The sequence below is a fragment of the Pseudomonas aylmerensis genome (genome assembly GCF_001702265.1).
Classification (GTDB): domain Bacteria; phylum Pseudomonadota; class Gammaproteobacteria; order Pseudomonadales; family Pseudomonadaceae; genus Aquipseudomonas; species Aquipseudomonas aylmerensis.
Window position 1 is genome coordinate 621,439 of sequence record NZ_MAUE01000045.1, and the last position, 15,371, is coordinate 636,809.

A 15,371-nucleotide genomic window follows, 5' to 3' on the forward strand; every position below is an offset into this window, starting at 1 on the left:
AAAAGGGGGACAAAACGAAAAAACGCCGCCACCGGGTTCGCGAGGGCAAACCGGGTGTGCGACGTCTTTGTCGTGGAGGGGCAACCGCCGTTGGCTACCTGTGATGATTCTTTAGCAAGAGCTGCGCCACATCAGCCGAGCAGCTCGTTCATGGCGATAATCTGCTCTGCCACCTGAATCAGCTTCTGCTGGCGGCTCATGGCCTGGCGGCGCATCAAGGTGTAGGCCTCTTCTTCATTGCACGCCTTCATTTTCATCAGCATGCCCTTGGCCAGCTCGATGCGCTTGCGCTCGGCCAACTGCTGGTCACGCGCCTGCAGCTGGGCGCGCAAGGCCTGGTCGCTTTCGAAACGCGCCATGGCCACGTCGAGGATCGGCTGCAGGCGCTGCGCCTGGATACCTTCGACGATGTAGGCGCTGACCCCGGACTTGATCGCCTGGCGCATCACATTCGGGTCGTGCTCGTCGGTGAACATCACGATCGGCCTGGGCTGGTCGCGACTGACCAGCACCACTTGCTCCATCACATCGCGGCCCGGCGACTCGGTATCGATCAGGATCACGTCCGGGCGCACCGTTTCGACGCGCGCCGGCAGGTCGATGGTCAGGCCCGACTCATCGATCACCTCAAAACCGGCTTCGATCAGCGCCGCCCTGAGGCGGCCGACCTTGCGCGGGGTGTCGTTGATCAACAGGATTCGCAGCATTGGGGGCCTCCTCTCAGCGCAAGGCATGGCGGCTGGCATGATCAGCCATGGCGTGCAGGCGGAAGCTGCGCGCGTAGCCCGCGGGGTCGGAGCCGTCCCAGACTTTGCCGTCGATCAGTTGGCTGCTGCGCATGTCCTGGCCGTTATCAGTGATACCCAAGGCATCGGCGGCCTGGCGATACAGCGCCAGTTGCTGCACCTGGCGGGCCACGCCCAGGTAGTCGGGATCTTCGCGTAACAGGCCCCAGCGCCGGAACTGGGTCATGAACCACATGCCATCGCAGAGGTAGGGCAGGTTGACCTCGCCACCGGCAAAAAAACGCAGGGCGTGGGGGTCTTGCCACTGGTTGCCCAGGCCGTCGTCATAGGCGCCCAGCAGGCGCGGTTCGATGCAGTCGAGTGGCGCATCGAGGTACTCGCGGCCGCTGAGCAACTGCGCGGTGGAGCGACGGTTTTCATTGTTCTGCTCAATAAAGCGGCTGGCCTCCAGGATCGCCATCACCAACACGCGGGCGGTGTTGGGGTACTGATCGACAAAGGCCTGGGTGCAGCCGAGGACCTTTTCCGGATGGTTCGGCCAGATCGCCTGGGTGGTCGCCAGGGTGAACCCCTGGTTCTGCTTGACCGCGCTGGCGCACCAGGGCTCGCCGACGCAGAAGCCGTCGATGCGTCCCGCCTGCAGGTGCGCAACCATTTGCGGGGGAGGAACCACGACGCTGTCCACATCCTGCAATGGATGAATGCCCTGGCTTGCCAGCCAGTAATACAGCCACATGGCGTGGGTGCCGGTAGGAAAGGTCTGGGCGAAGGTGAGTTTTGTTCGGCTTTGGTGCACGTGGCGGTCGAGCGCTTCAGGAGTGATCACGCCTTGCTGCTGCAAGCCGTGGGACAGGTTGATGCTCTGGCCGTTCTGGTTGAGCCCCATCAGCACCGCCATGTCGGTGGGCGCGACGCCGCCGATGCCCAGGTGCACTGCATAGATCAGCCCATAAAGGCTGTGGGCGGCATCCAGTTCACCGCTGACCAGTTTGTCGCGCAGGTTGGCCCACGAGCTTTGGCGCTTGAGGTTCAGGGTCAGTCCGTAAGGTTGAGCGAAGCCCTGGGTGGCAGCCACCACCAGCGATGCGCAATCGCTCAAGGCCATGAAGCCCAGGTCGAGGCTGCTTTTCTCCGGGGCATCGCTGCCGTTGACCCAGGCCAGCGGGTCGCTCGCCGGGCTGCTGCCTACCGAATCGTTCATCAACACCTACCTTTTCGTTCACAAAAAAGCGCCGTTCCCTCAGATGGCGCTGCAAGCCATTGCGGGTAACGACGCCTTTGTCCGTAAGCGCACTCCACCATTGGTGTGCGCTCTGATACAGAGTTCCAAGCAAGGCACATGCCACGGGCTGGCAGGCGCAGTCTGCCGTCAACTTTCCATCAAGATTGAAACCGGCCTGGCTTTCAGTATGGCCGCAATCTCAATGCCAGGCCCACCCAGGAACCCCCACGGTGCACGCTGACTTTCCCGCAACGATCCCACGCCTACGGTGTTGCCGCTGGCTCCTGTTGGCCGCACTGATGCTGGCCAATGTGGTTGCCTGGGGCGAGCACTACCAGGCGCAGGATGACAGCCTGCATACCGTGTTTACCGCGCTGTCGTTGCCTTTGGGCCTGCCCATCGTCGTCAGCCGCGAGGTCGCGCGCAAACGTTTCAGCGGGGTGCTCGACCTCGATGCACCCCAGCAGACCCTGGAGGCGCTTGCGTTGCAGCAGGGGCTGATCTGGTACAGCGACGGGCAAGTGCTGTACGTCTATGACGCTGGCGAGGCCAAAAGCTCCGCGGTGACGTTACGGCACATTTCCATCGACAGGCTGCGCGCCCTGATGCGCCGCTCGGGTCTCGACGAGTCACGCTATCCGCTGCGCGCGAGTGGTGGGCGGACATTCTATGTGTCCGGACCACCGAGCTATGTCGACCAGGTGCTGCACCTGGCCCGGATGATGGATCGGCAAAGGGCTGACCTGCGTGTGGGGACCCAGGCATTCGGCGTGGTCCAGGTGCTCAACAGTGCGGTGGCGGACCGGCAGTACGGCTCCAGCGACCGGCCCGTCACCGTGCCGGGGATGGCGTCGATGATCGAGTCCGTGCTGTCCAGTGAACTGAAGGGGGCACTGGCAGACAAGAGCCTTGCCGTCATCGCGTACCCGGATACCAACAGCCTGCTGATCAAGGGCAAGCCTGCGCAGGTGAGCTTCATCCAGGCACTGGTGGCGGAACTGGACCTGCCCAAGCGGTCGATCGAGGTTTCGCTGTGGCTGGTGGACGTCGACCAGGATGAATTGAAAAAGCTCGGCCTGGCCGGGGATGACAACGCCAGGCCAATGACCACTCAACTCCTGAAGCCTTCGGATGATAACCGCTTGATGGCGCACATCGCGGCGCTGGAGCGTAAACGACGGGCGAGGGTGGTGACGTTGCCGGTGATGATGACCCAGGAGAATGTGCCGGCAGTGTTCCAGGACAACTACACGTTCTACCTGCCGGCCCCCGGTGAGGAAGAGGCGAGCTGGAAACCGGTGCGTTACGCCACCCAGGTCAGTGTCTTGCCACGTTTTGCCGAGGCCAACCAGATCGAGATGCTCATCGACATTGAGGACGGCCGCCCGATGACCGAAGCCGGACGGCACGCCAGGCCCACTGCGGTCGGGCAAGTGGGCGTGGGCAGTGTGGTGCGTGTCGAGCCAGGCAAACGGTTGTGGCTGGGCGTGTTTCGCCGCGATACCAGGGAGCAGGGGCGTGGTACGGGGCCGATGCGCAGGGCCGAAGTACGCCTGTTTGTCATTCAGGCGCAGGCCGTGGGCAGCGAGGTGAAGACGCTGGCAGGGGGTGTCGGGCCACCTCCGTTGACGGCGTCGCAATACGAGCGTGTGCGACGTGCTTTTGTGCGCCCGGGTCGTGATATCTCACCATGAATAAGGCGTTACCCCATGCATCTGGAAATCCTACTGCAGGAACAACTGATCAGCCGCAGGCGCCTGGCAGCGTTCGCCCCAGGGAAGGTGTTGCCCTTGGCGCCCGAGATCATTCACTGCGTGGAAGTACGGGTTAACGGCCAGTTACTGGCCTTGGGCGAATTGGTGCAATTGGAGGACAGGTTGGGGGTGGAGCTGCATGAGGTGTACCAGGAATGGGCGCCTGGTTGGACGGGATAGAGAAATGTCTGACGTGGAGGTTAGGAAAATCGCGGAATGTACGGGCTTTTTCCTAGCGTTAGCCATGAGGCAGGTTTTTATAGTCGTGCCGTGGGCGTAGGCGCCATTACTGGAAATAGGGACTTGAATGTCAGCTGTTGAATGCCGAGGTAGGTATGGCCGTCGTGGGTAATCAATTGACGAGGACTCCCCTGGTTTTCGCTCAATGGACCCTGCACGGCGATGGTCGTCTGACTGGCGAGCACGCGGATGTTCAGTTGCCGCCAAAGGAGTGGCACGTTTTGCGCCTGCTGCTGGCTTCCGGCGGCGTGTTGATGACCAAGGATCGCTTGTTGGAACTGGCATGGCCCCAGGGAGAGGTGGCCGAGGAGTCGCTGACCCGCTGCATTTATTCACTGCGCAAATACCTGGGGGCCGACAAGGGATTCATCAAGACGATCTACGGTCGCGGGTACCGCTTCACCTGTCCGGTCAGGCTTGAGGCGCAAGCTCCAGGCGGGATGGAGCAGGTGTGCTCGGCCTGCGGTCAAGTCAGCCCTGTGCAGTCAGGGCATGAGCGGATAAAACATGCTTAGGTTGTGCATCAAGGGCTTGCTGCTCGGCCTGTTGATGAGCAGCCATCGGGCCCTCGCCTATTGCTGGGAAGAAACGGCCAGTCGTTATGGTATCGAGCCGGAATTGCTGCAGGCTATCGCCGACGTGGAATCGGGTTACCGTGCGGACGTGATCAGCCCTGCCAACCGTAATGGCACTCGGGATATCGGGCTGATGCAGATCAACAGCATCCATTTGCCTCGCTTGCTCAAACAGGGGATTACCGAGGAGCGCTTGTTGAGTGAGCCATGCCTGTCAGTCGAGGTGGGGGCTTCGATTCTTGCCGAGTTCATCCAGCGCTTTGGCTACAACTGGACAGCCGTGGGTTCCTACAACGTGGGACCCGGGCCGGGGCCGCAGCGCGAGGCATTGCGCCTGCGCTATGCGGAAAAAATCTGGACGCGTTATGAAGCCCTGGTCACGCAGCGCTATTGATGTTTGGGCGGCATGCCTCGCGCGTAGCCCGTCACCCCGGCTATAATCGGCGCCACCTTTCGCCGCCATCCGAGTCTAGCCCGCCCATGTATACCCTGGCCCGCCAGCTGTTGTTCAAACTCTCCCCGGAAACCTCCCACGATCTGTCGCTGGACTTGATCGGTGCCGGTGGGCGTCTGGGGCTCAATGGCCTGGTATGCAAGGCTCCGGCGAAAATGCCGGTCTCGGTGATGGGCCTGGAGTTCCCCAACCCGGTCGGCTTGGCTGCTGGCCTGGACAAGAACGGCGCCGCCATCGATGGCTTTGCGCAGTTGGGTTTCGGCTTTGTCGAAATCGGCACTGTGACCCCACGGCCTCAGCCAGGTAACCCCAAGCCCCGAATTTTCCGCCTGCCGGAAGCCGAGGCGATCATCAACCGCATGGGCTTCAACAACCTCGGTGTCGATCATCTGCTGTCGCGAGTTCAAGCGGCGAAGTACAAGGGCATCCTGGGGATCAATATCGGCAAGAACTTCGATACCCCGGTAGAACGCGCGGTCGATGATTACCTGATCTGCCTGGACAAGGTCTACGCCCACGCCAGCTATGTCACCGTCAACGTCAGCTCGCCCAACACCCCGGGCCTGCGCAGCCTGCAGTTCGGCGACTCGCTCAAGCAATTGCTCGAAGCCCTGCGTCAGCGCCAGGAAGACCTGGCCGTGCGTCATGGCAAGCGCGTGCCGTTGGCAATCAAGATTGCCCCGGACATGAGCGATGAAGAAACCGTGCTGGTGGCCCAGGCCCTGGTTGATTCAGGCATGGACGCGGTAATCGCGACCAACACCACCTTGAGCCGTGTCGGTGTCGAAGGCCTGGCCCATGGGGATGAGGCGGGCGGCTTGTCGGGTGCGCCGGTGCGTGACAAGAGCACGCACATCGTCAAGGTGCTGGCTGCCGAGCTGGCCGGGCGCCTGCCGATCATCGCGGTAGGCGGTATTACCGAAGGCAAACACGCGGCCGAGAAAATCGCCGCTGGCGCAAGCCTGGTGCAACTCTACTCGGGCTTCATCTATAAAGGCCCGGCGCTGATCCGTGAGTCGGTGGACGCCATTGTGGCGAGCGGGCTTGCCCCGCGTTGGGCCGCGCAGCAGCCCCAATAAGCACAGAGATGCAGCGCCCGGTGTCCGGGCCTGCCGCGCAACCCAACACGCGGAAAGCCTGTTCGCGAGAATAAAAAAGGGCTCCTCAAAAGGAGCCCCCTGGGCCGAAGCCCGCCGCCTGGATAGGGCGTGCGTGGTTAAGTCGTTGCGTATTCGTGGTGATGTCGGAATTAAAAGCCCCTGATTAGCCGACGGCGTGAAGTTCGTTGAGTCTGTGGATGCCCGCAGTGCCAGTCATACCGTCCCAGTTGTCGCCACGTCCTTCTCGCCAGCCGTTGATCCAGGCTTGGCGTACCGACGGTAGAGTAAATGGGCAAAGCTCACGGGATTTGCCATGAACGCCATATTGATATCCGCGTAAAAATGCTCTTTCCAACGGATCACGCTTAAGTCTTCTCATAGGGTGTTTCCCTCACTTGTTGACTGTCTAGATATCCTTCGGCCTCGTCCGAGGCCGGGCAGAGTTTTTCTGCCGTTGGTGGGCTCGCTGCCGGCGTGGCGAGCCTATGTGTCGGCGTCGTTACGGCGCCAACCTGTGTTGAGTTCTAACCAATAGGTCACATGGATTCAATGATCGTTTTGTCATAAGCACGTAACGATAACGATGCTATAGCCATAAGCTGGGCTGGCTTTTCGCCCCATTTATTCGGCAAAGCCAGCTATGATGCACCCTGCAAAGAGGACAGGTTTAATCCTTTAGTGAGAATGCCCGGCCGTTGCAGTCGGTTATTATTCGACGAAGGGTCGGAATATTTCGTTTTGTTACTGCTTTGTTGTTTGGAAACTTCTCTCTGCCCCGTCGATAAAGGCTCAAGCGCCCGTCAGACGGGGTGGGACGGCACATTCGTGCCACGCGAGCACTCTTCAAGAAAAGTGCTTGATTGAAAACCGAACCGGCGATGCGTCGCCCGTTCATTTATTGCTGAAAAGCCTGGAATGCCCATGTCGGACCGTTTTGAACTCTTCCTCACTTGCCCCAAGGGCCTCGAAGGCCTGCTGATCGAGGAAGCCGTCGGGCTTGGCCTTGAGGAAGCCCGCGAGCACACCTCGGCCGTGCGCGGCATGGCCGACATGGAGACCGCCTACCGCCTGTGCCTCTGGTCGCGCCTCGCTAACCGCGTGCTGCTGGTGCTCAAGCGCTTCCCGATGAAGGACGCCGAAGACCTCTACCACGGCGTGCTGGATATCGAATGGGCCGACCACATGGTCCCGGACGGCACCCTGGCCGTGGAGTTCAGCGGTCACGGCTCGGGTATCGACAACACGCACTTCGGCGCCCTCAAGGTCAAGGATGCGATCGTCGACAAGCTGCGCACCCCGACCGGCGAGCGTCCCTCCATCGACAAGATCAACCCGGACCTGCGCATCCACCTGCGCCTGGACCGTGGCGAAGCCATCCTGTCCCTCGACCTCTCCGGCCACAGCTTGCACCAGCGCGGCTATCGCCTGCAGCAGGGCGCCGCGCCGTTGAAGGAAAACCTGGCCGCTGCGATCCTGATCCGTGCAGGCTGGCCGCGTATTGCTGCCGAAGGCGGCGCGTTGACGGACCCGATGTGCGGCGTGGGTACCTTCCTGGTGGAAGGCGCAATGATCGCCGCCGACATGGCGCCCAACCTGAACCGCGAGCTGTGGGGTTTCACCACCTGGCTCGGTCACGTCCCGGCGCTGTGGAAAAAACTGCACGCCGAAGCTGCCGAACGTGCGGCCATCGGCATGAACAAGCCGCCGTTGTGGGTGCGTGGCTATGAAGCCGATCCACGCCTGATCCAGCCTGCGCGCAACAACATCGAGCGCGCCGGGCTCAGCCACTGGATCAAGGTGTACCAGGGCGAAGTCGGTACCTTCGAGCCGCGTCCGGACCAGCACCAGAAAGGCCTGGTGATCTGCAACCCGCCGTACGGCGAGCGCCTGGGTGACGAAGCCAGCCTGCTGTACCTCTACCAGAACCTCGGCGAGCGTCTGCGCCAGGCGTGCATGGGGTGGGAGGCGGCAGTGTTCACCGGCGCGCCGGACCTCGGCAAGCGCATGGGCATCCGCAGCCACAAGCAGTACTCGTTCTGGAACGGCGCCTTGCCGTGCAAATTGCTGCTGATCAAAGTCAATCCGGATCAGTTCGTCACTGGCGAGCGCCGTACGCCAGAACAGCGCCAGGCCGAGCGTGAGCAAGCCGCCTACGACCAGGCCCCGGCCGAGCCGCAAGAGCGCCAGTACAACAAGAACGGTAACCCGATCAAGCCGGCCCCGGCCCCCGTGGTCGAGCAGGCGCGCCTGAGCGAAGGCGGGCAGATGTTCGCCAACCGCCTGCAGAAAAACCTCAAGCTGCTGGGCAAGTGGGCCAAGCGTGAAGGCGTGGATTGCTATCGGGTGTACGACGCCGACATGCCGGAATACTCGATGGCCATCGACCTGTACCACGATTGGGTGCACGTGCAGGAATACGCCGCGCCGAAGTCCATCGACCCGGAAAAAGCCTCGGCGCGCATGTTCGATGCCCTGGCCGCGATTCCCCAGGCGCTGAACATCGACAAGAGCCGCGTGGTGGTCAAGCGTCGCGAGCGTCAGAGCGGCACCAAGCAGTACGAGCGCCAAAGCGCCCAGGGCAAGTTCACCGAGGTCAGCGAAGGCGGCGTGAAGCTGCTGGTCAACCTCACCGACTACCTGGACACTGGCCTGTTCCTCGACCACCGCCCGATGCGCATGCGTATCCAGAAGGAAGCGGCCGGCAAGCGCTTCCTCAATCTGTACTGCTACACCGCCACCGCCAGTGTGCACGCCGCCAAGGGCGGCGCGCGCAGCACCACCAGCGTCGACCTGTCCAAGACCTACCTGGATTGGGCTCGTCGCAATTTCTCGCTCAACGGTTTCTCCGACAAGAACCGCCTGGAGCAGGGTGATGTGATGGCGTGGCTGGAGGCCAGCCGCGATGAGTTCGACCTGATCTTCATCGACCCGCCGACCTTCTCCAACTCCAAGCGCATGGAAGGCATCTTCGACGTGCAGCGTGACCACGTGCAGTTGCTCGACCTGGCCATGGCCCGCCTGGCACCGGGTGGCGTGCTGTACTTCTCGAACAACTTCCGCAAGTTCCAGCTCGAGGACAACCTCAGCGAACGCTACGCGGTCGAGGAAATCAGCGACAAGACCATCGACCCGGATTTTGCGCGTAATGCGAAGATCCATCGGGCGTGGAAAATCACCGCTCGCTGATGGTTGCACCAAAAAGCCGCAAGCCTTGAATATTCGGGACTTGCGGCTTTTTTATGCTGGTCAAATACCGGTCCCGTAGCTATAACTTAACGCCTAGCCAAAGTGACACCCCCGCACACTGGCGTTGTGAGTGTTGCCTATGCCGTTGAACGCCGTCCGCCCGAAAATCCTAGGCTTTATCAGTGAGCAGGCATCGGCTTGGCTGGTGGCATTGGTGGTGTTATTGGCAGGGTTCGCGCTGACCGCAATCGTCGCCTGGGCGGCTTCCGATCTCTATCAGCAACAGGTGCGCCAGCGCTTTCAGTTGCTGGTCAACGAACGGTATACCCGTCTGCAGGAGCGCTTCGAAGACCAGGAGCAGCGCCTGAACAGCCTGCGGCGTTTCTTCGTCAATTCCGATGATGTGTCGCGCGATGAGTTCGACGGTTTTGCCCAGCCCTTGTTGTTGCGCGCCCGTGCCTATTCCTGGGCGCCGCGGGTATTTCGCAAGCAGCGCCGGCAATTTGAACAAGAGGTGTCGCGCCTGCGCGGTACCCCGTTTGTTATCCGTGAGTTGAATTCGGCCGGCGAGTTGGCCCCGGCGCCCGAGCGCGACGAATACGTGCCGGTGCTCTACAGCCAGACTCAAAGCCTGTTGGGCGCACCGTTGGGTTTTGACCTGCTGGCCCAACCGCTGCGGCGCTCGGCGCTTGAGCGTGCGCAGTCGAGTGGCAAGCTGGCAGTGTCGCAACCGATGCAGTTGGTCGGTGTAGAACCGGGCTACTCAACCGGGGTATTGCTGGTGGCGCCGGTCAGCACCCCGGCGACTTCCGGGCAGTCGCAGAATGAGCCCTACGGCTACGTGATGGCGGTGATCAGCATGCGCCAGCTGGTCGCCGATGGGTTGCCCAAGCCGGACCGCGACAATCTGGTGATGCAGATTGTCGATACCTCCGATGTGCAAAAGCGCGTGCTTTTCGAGTCCGAGAATGCCGTGGGCGGCAGCGACCTCATCGGCGCGCGCCGCCTGACCCTGGGCGATCACGTGTACGCCTTGAGCCTGCGCCCGAGCCAGGTGTTCGACCAGGCCAACCATTCTTCACTGACCACGATCCTGAGTATGGGCGGCTTGCTCAGCCTGCTGCTCAGCAGCCTGCTCTATGTACTGGTGAGCCAGCGCCAGCGCGCGTTGAAACTGGTGGAGCAACGTACCGTGCAGTTGCGCCAGCGCGAGCAGGAACTGCGCGGGGCCCACGGTCAATTGCGCAGCGTGCTGAATGCCGCCACCCAGGTTGCGATCATCGCCACCGACCTGCGCGGGGTGATCAACACCTTTAACGCCGGGGCCGAGCAGATGCTGGGGTTCAAGGCCGACCAGGTCATGGGCACGCACACCCTCGAAAGCCTGCACCTGGCCTCGGAACTGGAAGCGCGCGCCAGCAGTTTGAGCGTGATGTTGGGCAAGCGCATCCCGGCGAGCCAGGCGATGCTGGTGGAAAGCCCCGACAACCTGCACGAAGCCCGCGAGTGGACATTGCTGCGCGAGGACGGCAGCCCATTGACCGTGAACATGTTGGCCACCGTGCTGCTGGATGACCATGGCCTGTGGATCGGTCACCTGGCCATTTACCTCGACGTGACCGAGCAGAAGCGCGCCTATGAGGCACTCGCTGCGCGCGACCGGCTGCTCAAGAAGCTCAGCGCGCATGTGCCCGGCGGCATCTTCCAGTTCACCCTGGAGCCGCAGGACAATTGGAAATTCATCTACGCCAGCGACGGCATGCGCGACATCTATGAGATCGAGCCTGGCGTGTTGCAACAGGATGCGACGAAGGTCTTCGAGCGGATCCATCCGCTGGATGCGGAGCGCGTGCGCACCTCGATTCGCCTGTCGGCGTTGCAGTTGAGCCATTGGCGCGAAGAGTACCGGGTGCTGTTGCCACAACGCGGCCTGCGCTGGATTCGCGGCGAAGCCACGCCAGAAGAATTACCCAGCGGCGGTACGCTGTGGCATGGCTACGTGTCGGATATTTCCGATCTCAAGCGAGTAGAAGAGGAACTGCGCGCGCTGTCCATCACCGATTCCCTCACCGGGATTCACAACCGACGCTACTTCCAGGATCGCCTCAAGGCCGAGATGGTCAGGCTCAACCGCGCTTCAGGGGCGTTGTCGGTGATCATGCTCGATGTCGACCACTTCAAGCGCATCAACGATCAGCATGGGCATGCGGTGGGCGACGGGGTGTTGCAGGAGTTGTGCAAACGCATCAGCCAGCGCCTGCGCCGTAGCGATGTGTTCTGCCGCCTGGGGGGCGAGGAGTTCATGGTGCTGTGCCCCAACACCCAGGGCGAGCAGGCTTACAGCCTGGCGCTGGAGCTGTGGCAATCGCTGCGCAATGCGCCGATGGCGCCGGTGGGCATCGTCACCGCCAGTTTTGGCGTGGCCAGCTGGCGGGTCGATGAAGGTATTGATGGGCTGCTGTTGCGTGCCGACTCGGCGGTGTATGTGGCCAAGCAGGCCGGCAGGGATCGAGTCGAAACGTGTGGCAGCGGGCTCGCCCGCGACAGCGGTCTATCAGCCACCGGGTACAGCGACTGATAGTGCCGAGCGCGGGCAAGCGCGCTTGTTGCGCGGTCTAGAGCACCGGTGCGGGCGCCGCCAGTTTCGGCTGGCGATACAGGTCCAGCAGCACTTGATCCAGCACCGACGAAGCGCCCCATGGTTTCGGATCGTTGAGGATCGCCACCACTGCCCAGGTGTTGCCGTTGTTGTCGCGGCTGAAGCCGGCGATGGCCCGCACGGTGTTCAGGGTGCCGGTCTTGACGTGGGCTTCGCCGCGCATGGCGGTGGTCTTCAAGCGTTTACGCATGGTGCCGTCGGTGCCGGCAATCGGCAGCGAGCTGATGTACTCCGCGGCGTAGGGGCTTTTCCACGCGGCTTGCAGCATGGCGGCCATCTCGCGGGCGCTGACGCGTTCGGCCCGTGACAGGCCGGAACCGTTCTCCATCACCAGGTGCGGCGCGGTGATGCCTTTCTTCGCCAGCCATTGGCGCACGACGCGTTGCGCGGCCTTGGCATCGTCGCCGTCGGCGTCGTTGCGAAACTGCGCGCCCAGGCTCAGGAACAACTGCTGGGCCATGGTGTTGTTACTGTATTTGTTGATGTCGCGGATGATCTCCGCCAGGTCCGGCGAAAACGCACGGGCGAGGACCTTGGCATCCTTGGGCACGGGTGCCTGGATGTCACGGCCCTGAATGGTGCCGCCCAGTTCCTGCCAGATCGCCCGCACCGCGCCGGCGGTGTAGGTCGCGTGGTCCAGCAATGACAGGTAGGTCTGCGAGCTGCAGCCGTCGGCCAGTTGGCCGCTGACGGTGACCGTCACGCTGCCATCTGCGGCGGTAACCGGGTTGTAGCGCACGTCGCCGGTGCACTGCTTGGCGTTGGACACCTTGACCTGGTTGTCGATGCGGATGCTGGCAATCGGCGGCTCGACCGACACCAGTACCCGGCCGGAATCGTTGCGGGTCACGAAGCGCAGGGCCTTGAGGTTGACCAGCAGGGCGTCGGGCTTGACCAGGAACGGCTTGTTCTCGTCGTTGCCATCATCATTGAATTCGGGCAATTGCGGCTGGTTGAAGAAGCTGCGGTCCAGCACCAGGTCGCCGGTGACTTGCTGCACGCCATTGGCGCGCAGGTCGCGCATCAGCAGCCAGAGCTTTTCCATGTTCAGCTTGGGGTCGCCACCGCCCTTGAGGTACAGGTTGCCGTGCAGCACGCCACCGCTGAGGGTGCCGTCGGTGTAGAACTCGGTCTTCCATTGATGGTTGGGACCGAGCATTTCCAGGGCCGCGTAGGTGGTGACCAGCTTCATGGTGGAGGCCGGGTTCACCGAGACATCGGCGTTGAAGACCGTGGGGGTGCCCGGGCCGTTCAGGGGGATCATCACCAGGGACAGCGCGGTGTTTTGCAGCTTGGCCTTGGCGAGTGCCTGCTGGACATTCGGGGGCAGGGTGTTGGTGGTCTGGGCAGCGGAGGTGGAAAAGGCCAGTGGCAGAAGAAAACCGGCAAGCACTACTGAACGCAACGATTTGATCATAAGAAATAAAACCCTACTGCTGAGGAGGGTGAAAAAGGCGAGGGGTAAATAAGAAAAATCCCTCAATGGTCATGAAAGTGTCGGCATTATGCCCCAAGGTGGATCCAGTTGTAGCTGAACGATAGCTGGTAATCGGCGTTTTTTTCACCGGCAATTTGCCGCCTGTCCCAGAGAGTCGGGCAATCGTCACCTTAAACTGCTAAAGTGCCGCCCGTTATTACTTATGAGGATTGTTCCAATGGCGACTAACCGTTCCCGGCGTCTGCGCAAAAAACTGTGCGTTGATGAATTTCAAGAGCTGGGTTTCGAACTGAACCTGGATTTCAAAGAAGGTTTGGATGATGAAGCGGTTGACGCGTTCCTCGAAGCATTCCTGACCGAAGCGATGGACGGCAATGGCCTGGACTACGTCGGCGGCGATGACTTCGGTCTGGTGTGCAAAGCCACTCGTGGTTCGGTCACCGAAGAGCAACGTGCAATCGTTGAAGCGTGGCTCAAGGCCCGCCCAGAGCTGACTCGCGTTGAAGTAAGCGCGCTGTTGGACGCCTGGCATCCAGAAAAGCCGATCAACCCGGCGGTCTGATGTCATGAAAAAAGCGACCCTGCGGGGTCGCTTTTTTGTTCCTGGCGTTTAAGCAATCAGGCCTTGCGCCAATTCAGGATCAGCAGCGTCAACACCCCCGCGACAATCCCCCAGAACGCCGAACCGATCGAAAACAACGTCAGCCCCGACGCGGTGACCATAAAGGTGATCAGCGCCGCTTCGCGTTCCTTCGGCTCATTCATGGCGATGCTCAAGCCGTTGATGATCGAGCCAAACAGCGCCAGGGCCGCAATCGACAGCACCAGCTCCTTGGGCAAGGCTGCAAACAATGCCGCCAGCGTCGCGCCGAATACCCCGGCAATCCCGTAGAACACACCACACCAAACCGCCGCCGTATAGCGCTTGTTGCGGTCTTCGTGGGCATGCGGCCCGGTGCAGATCGCCGCGCTGATCGCCGCCAGGTTGATGCCGTGGGAACCGAACGGTGCCAGCACCAGCGAGGCCAGGCCGGTTGCGGTGATCAGCGGCGAGGCCGGCACGTTGTAGCCGTCGGCGCGCAACACGGCGACGCCGGGCATGTTCTGCGAGGTCATCGCCACCACGAACAGCGGGATGCCGATACTGATCGTCGCCGCCAACGAGAAGTGCGGCGGGGTCCATACCGGCGTTGCCACTTCGAGATGAAAGCCGCTGAAATCCAGAAGTCCCATCAACCCGGAAAGCACGCTGCCGATCACCAGCGCGGCCAGCACCGCATAGCGTGGCGACAGGCGCTTGATGACCAGGTACGTGAAAAACATCCCCAATACCAGGCCGGTGCGGTGCTGCGCGGCGACGAAGATCTCGCTGCCGATCTTGAACAGGATGCCGGCGAGCAGGGCCGCTGCGAGTGACGCCGGGATGCGCTTGACGAGCTTTTCGAAGCTGCCCGTCAGCCCGCAGAGCGTCACCAGCACCGCGCAGGTGATGTAGGCACCGATGGCTTCGCCATAACTCACGCCGCCCAGGCTGGTGATCAGCAGCGCGGCGCCGGGGGTGGACCAGGCGATGGTGATCGGTGTGCGATAGCGCAGCGACAAGCCGATGCTGCACACCGCCATGCCAATGGAAATCGCCCATATCCACGAAGAAATCTGCGCCGTGGTCAAGCCGGCGGCCTGGCCGGCCTGGAACATCAGGACCAGGGAGCTGGTGTAGCCGGTCATCATGGCGATGAAGCCGGCGACGACGGCCGACGCAGAAGTGTCGGCCAGCGGGCGCAAAGGCGCTTGGGTGGCGTCGTTCATGGAAAGGTGATCCTTTTACCTGGGTTTTGCCGGTAACGGCACGGTTTCAAGCCTAAACTCAAACGTAATGTTTCATTGCAATACAGCCGCGACCGCAAACAGCCGTACAGTGTGTTGGCGCTGTGGGTTGTGTACAATGTGCCCTGTTTTTAGGTGATACTTGCCAGCGACCCGCTGTTGCCGTATTA

At 61.8% G+C, this 15,371-nt stretch carries 13 protein-coding genes; 8 read left to right on the forward strand and 5 right to left on the reverse strand.

Annotated elements, in window-relative coordinates; genetic code table 11:
• Positions 1-131: 131 nt before the first annotated feature.
• Together BBG20_RS28710 and BBG20_RS28715 are read right to left on the reverse strand one after the other, a co-directional pair.
• Positions 132-707, reverse strand: coding sequence for an ANTAR domain-containing response regulator (locus BBG20_RS28710; RefSeq protein WP_065909533.1), 576 nt, complete (start codon positions 705-707; stop codon positions 132-134).
• A 13-nt stretch (positions 708-720) separates the two neighbouring features.
• A complete protein-coding gene (locus BBG20_RS28715) occupies positions 721-1,947 on the reverse strand; it encodes a CmpA/NrtA family ABC transporter substrate-binding protein (RefSeq protein ID WP_065909535.1) in 1,227 nt (408 codons plus the stop codon).
• 251 nt (positions 1,948-2,198) lie between these two features.
• Between BBG20_RS28715 and sctC the strand changes: the two genes are divergently transcribed.
• The 5 genes from sctC (at position 2,199) to BBG20_RS28740 (ending at position 6,070) form a co-directional block, all read left to right on the forward strand.
• Positions 2,199-3,662 (forward strand): type III secretion system outer membrane ring subunit SctC, encoded by a 1,464-nt coding sequence (sctC, locus tag BBG20_RS28720; RefSeq protein ID WP_404940355.1) that lies wholly within the window; start codon positions 2,199-2,201, stop codon positions 3,660-3,662.
• A 15-nt stretch (positions 3,663-3,677) separates the two neighbouring features.
• A complete protein-coding gene (locus BBG20_RS28725) occupies positions 3,678-3,902 on the forward strand; it encodes a FliM/FliN family flagellar motor switch protein (protein WP_065909536.1) in 225 nt (74 codons plus the stop codon).
• 155 nt (positions 3,903-4,057) lie between these two features.
• On the forward strand, positions 4,058-4,477 hold the full coding sequence (locus tag BBG20_RS28730; protein WP_065909538.1) for a winged helix-turn-helix domain-containing protein: 420 nt from the start codon (positions 4,058-4,060) through the stop codon (positions 4,475-4,477).
• A complete protein-coding gene (locus tag BBG20_RS28735; protein WP_065909539.1) occupies positions 4,470-4,931 on the forward strand; it encodes a transglycosylase SLT domain-containing protein in 462 nt (153 codons plus the stop codon). The genes BBG20_RS28730 and BBG20_RS28735 overlap by 8 nt, the downstream gene beginning before the upstream one ends.
• Before the next feature lie 86 nt (positions 4,932-5,017).
• A complete protein-coding gene (locus BBG20_RS28740; RefSeq protein ID WP_065909540.1) occupies positions 5,018-6,070 on the forward strand; it encodes a quinone-dependent dihydroorotate dehydrogenase in 1,053 nt (350 codons plus the stop codon).
• Positions 6,071-6,254: 184 nt separating this feature from the next.
• Here BBG20_RS28740 and rmf read toward each other — a convergent pair whose 3' ends face one another.
• Complete coding sequence (gene rmf / locus BBG20_RS32160) at positions 6,255-6,470, reverse strand: ribosome modulation factor (protein ID WP_002553055.1); 216 nt, start codon at positions 6,468-6,470, stop codon at positions 6,255-6,257.
• A 542-nt stretch (positions 6,471-7,012) separates the two neighbouring features.
• Between rmf and rlmKL the strand changes: the two genes are divergently transcribed.
• Positions 7,013-9,277 carry a bifunctional 23S rRNA (guanine(2069)-N(7))-methyltransferase RlmK/23S rRNA (guanine(2445)-N(2))-methyltransferase RlmL gene (rlmKL, locus tag BBG20_RS28745; protein ID WP_065909542.1) on the forward strand — a complete coding sequence of 755 codons (2,265 nt, stop codon included), beginning with the start codon at positions 7,013-7,015 and terminating at the stop codon, positions 9,275-9,277.
• Between the two features lie 139 nt (positions 9,278-9,416).
• On the forward strand, positions 9,417-11,855 hold the full coding sequence (locus tag BBG20_RS28750) for a sensor domain-containing diguanylate cyclase (protein WP_065909543.1): 2,439 nt from the start codon (positions 9,417-9,419) through the stop codon (positions 11,853-11,855).
• 37 nt (positions 11,856-11,892) lie between these two features.
• On the opposite strand, the gene dacB is transcribed toward BBG20_RS28750, so the two are convergent.
• Positions 11,893-13,353, reverse strand: a complete 1,461-nt coding sequence (gene dacB, locus BBG20_RS28755; protein WP_065909544.1) for a D-alanyl-D-alanine carboxypeptidase/D-alanyl-D-alanine endopeptidase — start codon at positions 13,351-13,353, stop codon at positions 11,893-11,895.
• A 238-nt stretch (positions 13,354-13,591) separates the two neighbouring features.
• On the opposite strand from dacB, the gene BBG20_RS28760 reads away from it, so the two are divergent.
• On the forward strand, positions 13,592-13,936 hold the full coding sequence (locus BBG20_RS28760; RefSeq protein ID WP_065909546.1) for a YggL family protein: 345 nt from the start codon (positions 13,592-13,594) through the stop codon (positions 13,934-13,936).
• Between the two features lie 56 nt (positions 13,937-13,992).
• On the opposite strand, the gene BBG20_RS28765 is transcribed toward BBG20_RS28760, so the two are convergent.
• Positions 13,993-15,183 carry a benzoate/H(+) symporter BenE family transporter gene (locus tag BBG20_RS28765; RefSeq protein ID WP_065909548.1) on the reverse strand — a complete coding sequence of 397 codons (1,191 nt, stop codon included), beginning with the start codon at positions 15,181-15,183 and terminating at the stop codon, positions 13,993-13,995.
• Between the last annotated feature and the right edge of the window lie 188 nt (positions 15,184-15,371).

Bases quoted from the DNA above. Each gene is read 5' to 3' on its own strand.
- BBG20_RS28710 (WP_065909533.1), bottom strand. From the start codon at position 707: ATGCTGCGAATCCTGTTGATCAACGACACCCCGCGCAAGGTCGGCCGC.
- BBG20_RS28715 (WP_065909535.1), bottom strand. From the start codon at position 1,947: ATGAACGATTCGGTAGGCAGCAGCCCGGCGAGCGACCCGCTGGCCTGG.
- BBG20_RS28725 (WP_065909536.1), top strand. From the start codon at position 3,678: ATGCATCTGGAAATCCTACTGCAGGAACAACTGATCAGCCGCAGGCGC.
- BBG20_RS28730 (WP_065909538.1), top strand. From the start codon at position 4,058: ATGGCCGTCGTGGGTAATCAATTGACGAGGACTCCCCTGGTTTTCGCT.
- BBG20_RS28735 (WP_065909539.1), top strand. From the start codon at position 4,470: ATGCTTAGGTTGTGCATCAAGGGCTTGCTGCTCGGCCTGTTGATGAGC.
- BBG20_RS28740 (WP_065909540.1), top strand. From the start codon at position 5,018: ATGTATACCCTGGCCCGCCAGCTGTTGTTCAAACTCTCCCCGGAAACC.
- rmf (WP_002553055.1), bottom strand. From the start codon at position 6,470: ATGAGAAGACTTAAGCGTGATCCGTTGGAAAGAGCATTTTTACGCGGA.
- rlmKL (WP_065909542.1), top strand. From the start codon at position 7,013: ATGTCGGACCGTTTTGAACTCTTCCTCACTTGCCCCAAGGGCCTCGAA.
- BBG20_RS28750 (WP_065909543.1), top strand. From the start codon at position 9,417: ATGCCGTTGAACGCCGTCCGCCCGAAAATCCTAGGCTTTATCAGTGAG.
- dacB (WP_065909544.1), bottom strand. From the start codon at position 13,353: ATGATCAAATCGTTGCGTTCAGTAGTGCTTGCCGGTTTTCTTCTGCCA.
- BBG20_RS28760 (WP_065909546.1), top strand. From the start codon at position 13,592: ATGGCGACTAACCGTTCCCGGCGTCTGCGCAAAAAACTGTGCGTTGAT.
- BBG20_RS28765 (WP_065909548.1), bottom strand. From the start codon at position 15,183: ATGAACGACGCCACCCAAGCGCCTTTGCGCCCGCTGGCCGACACTTCT.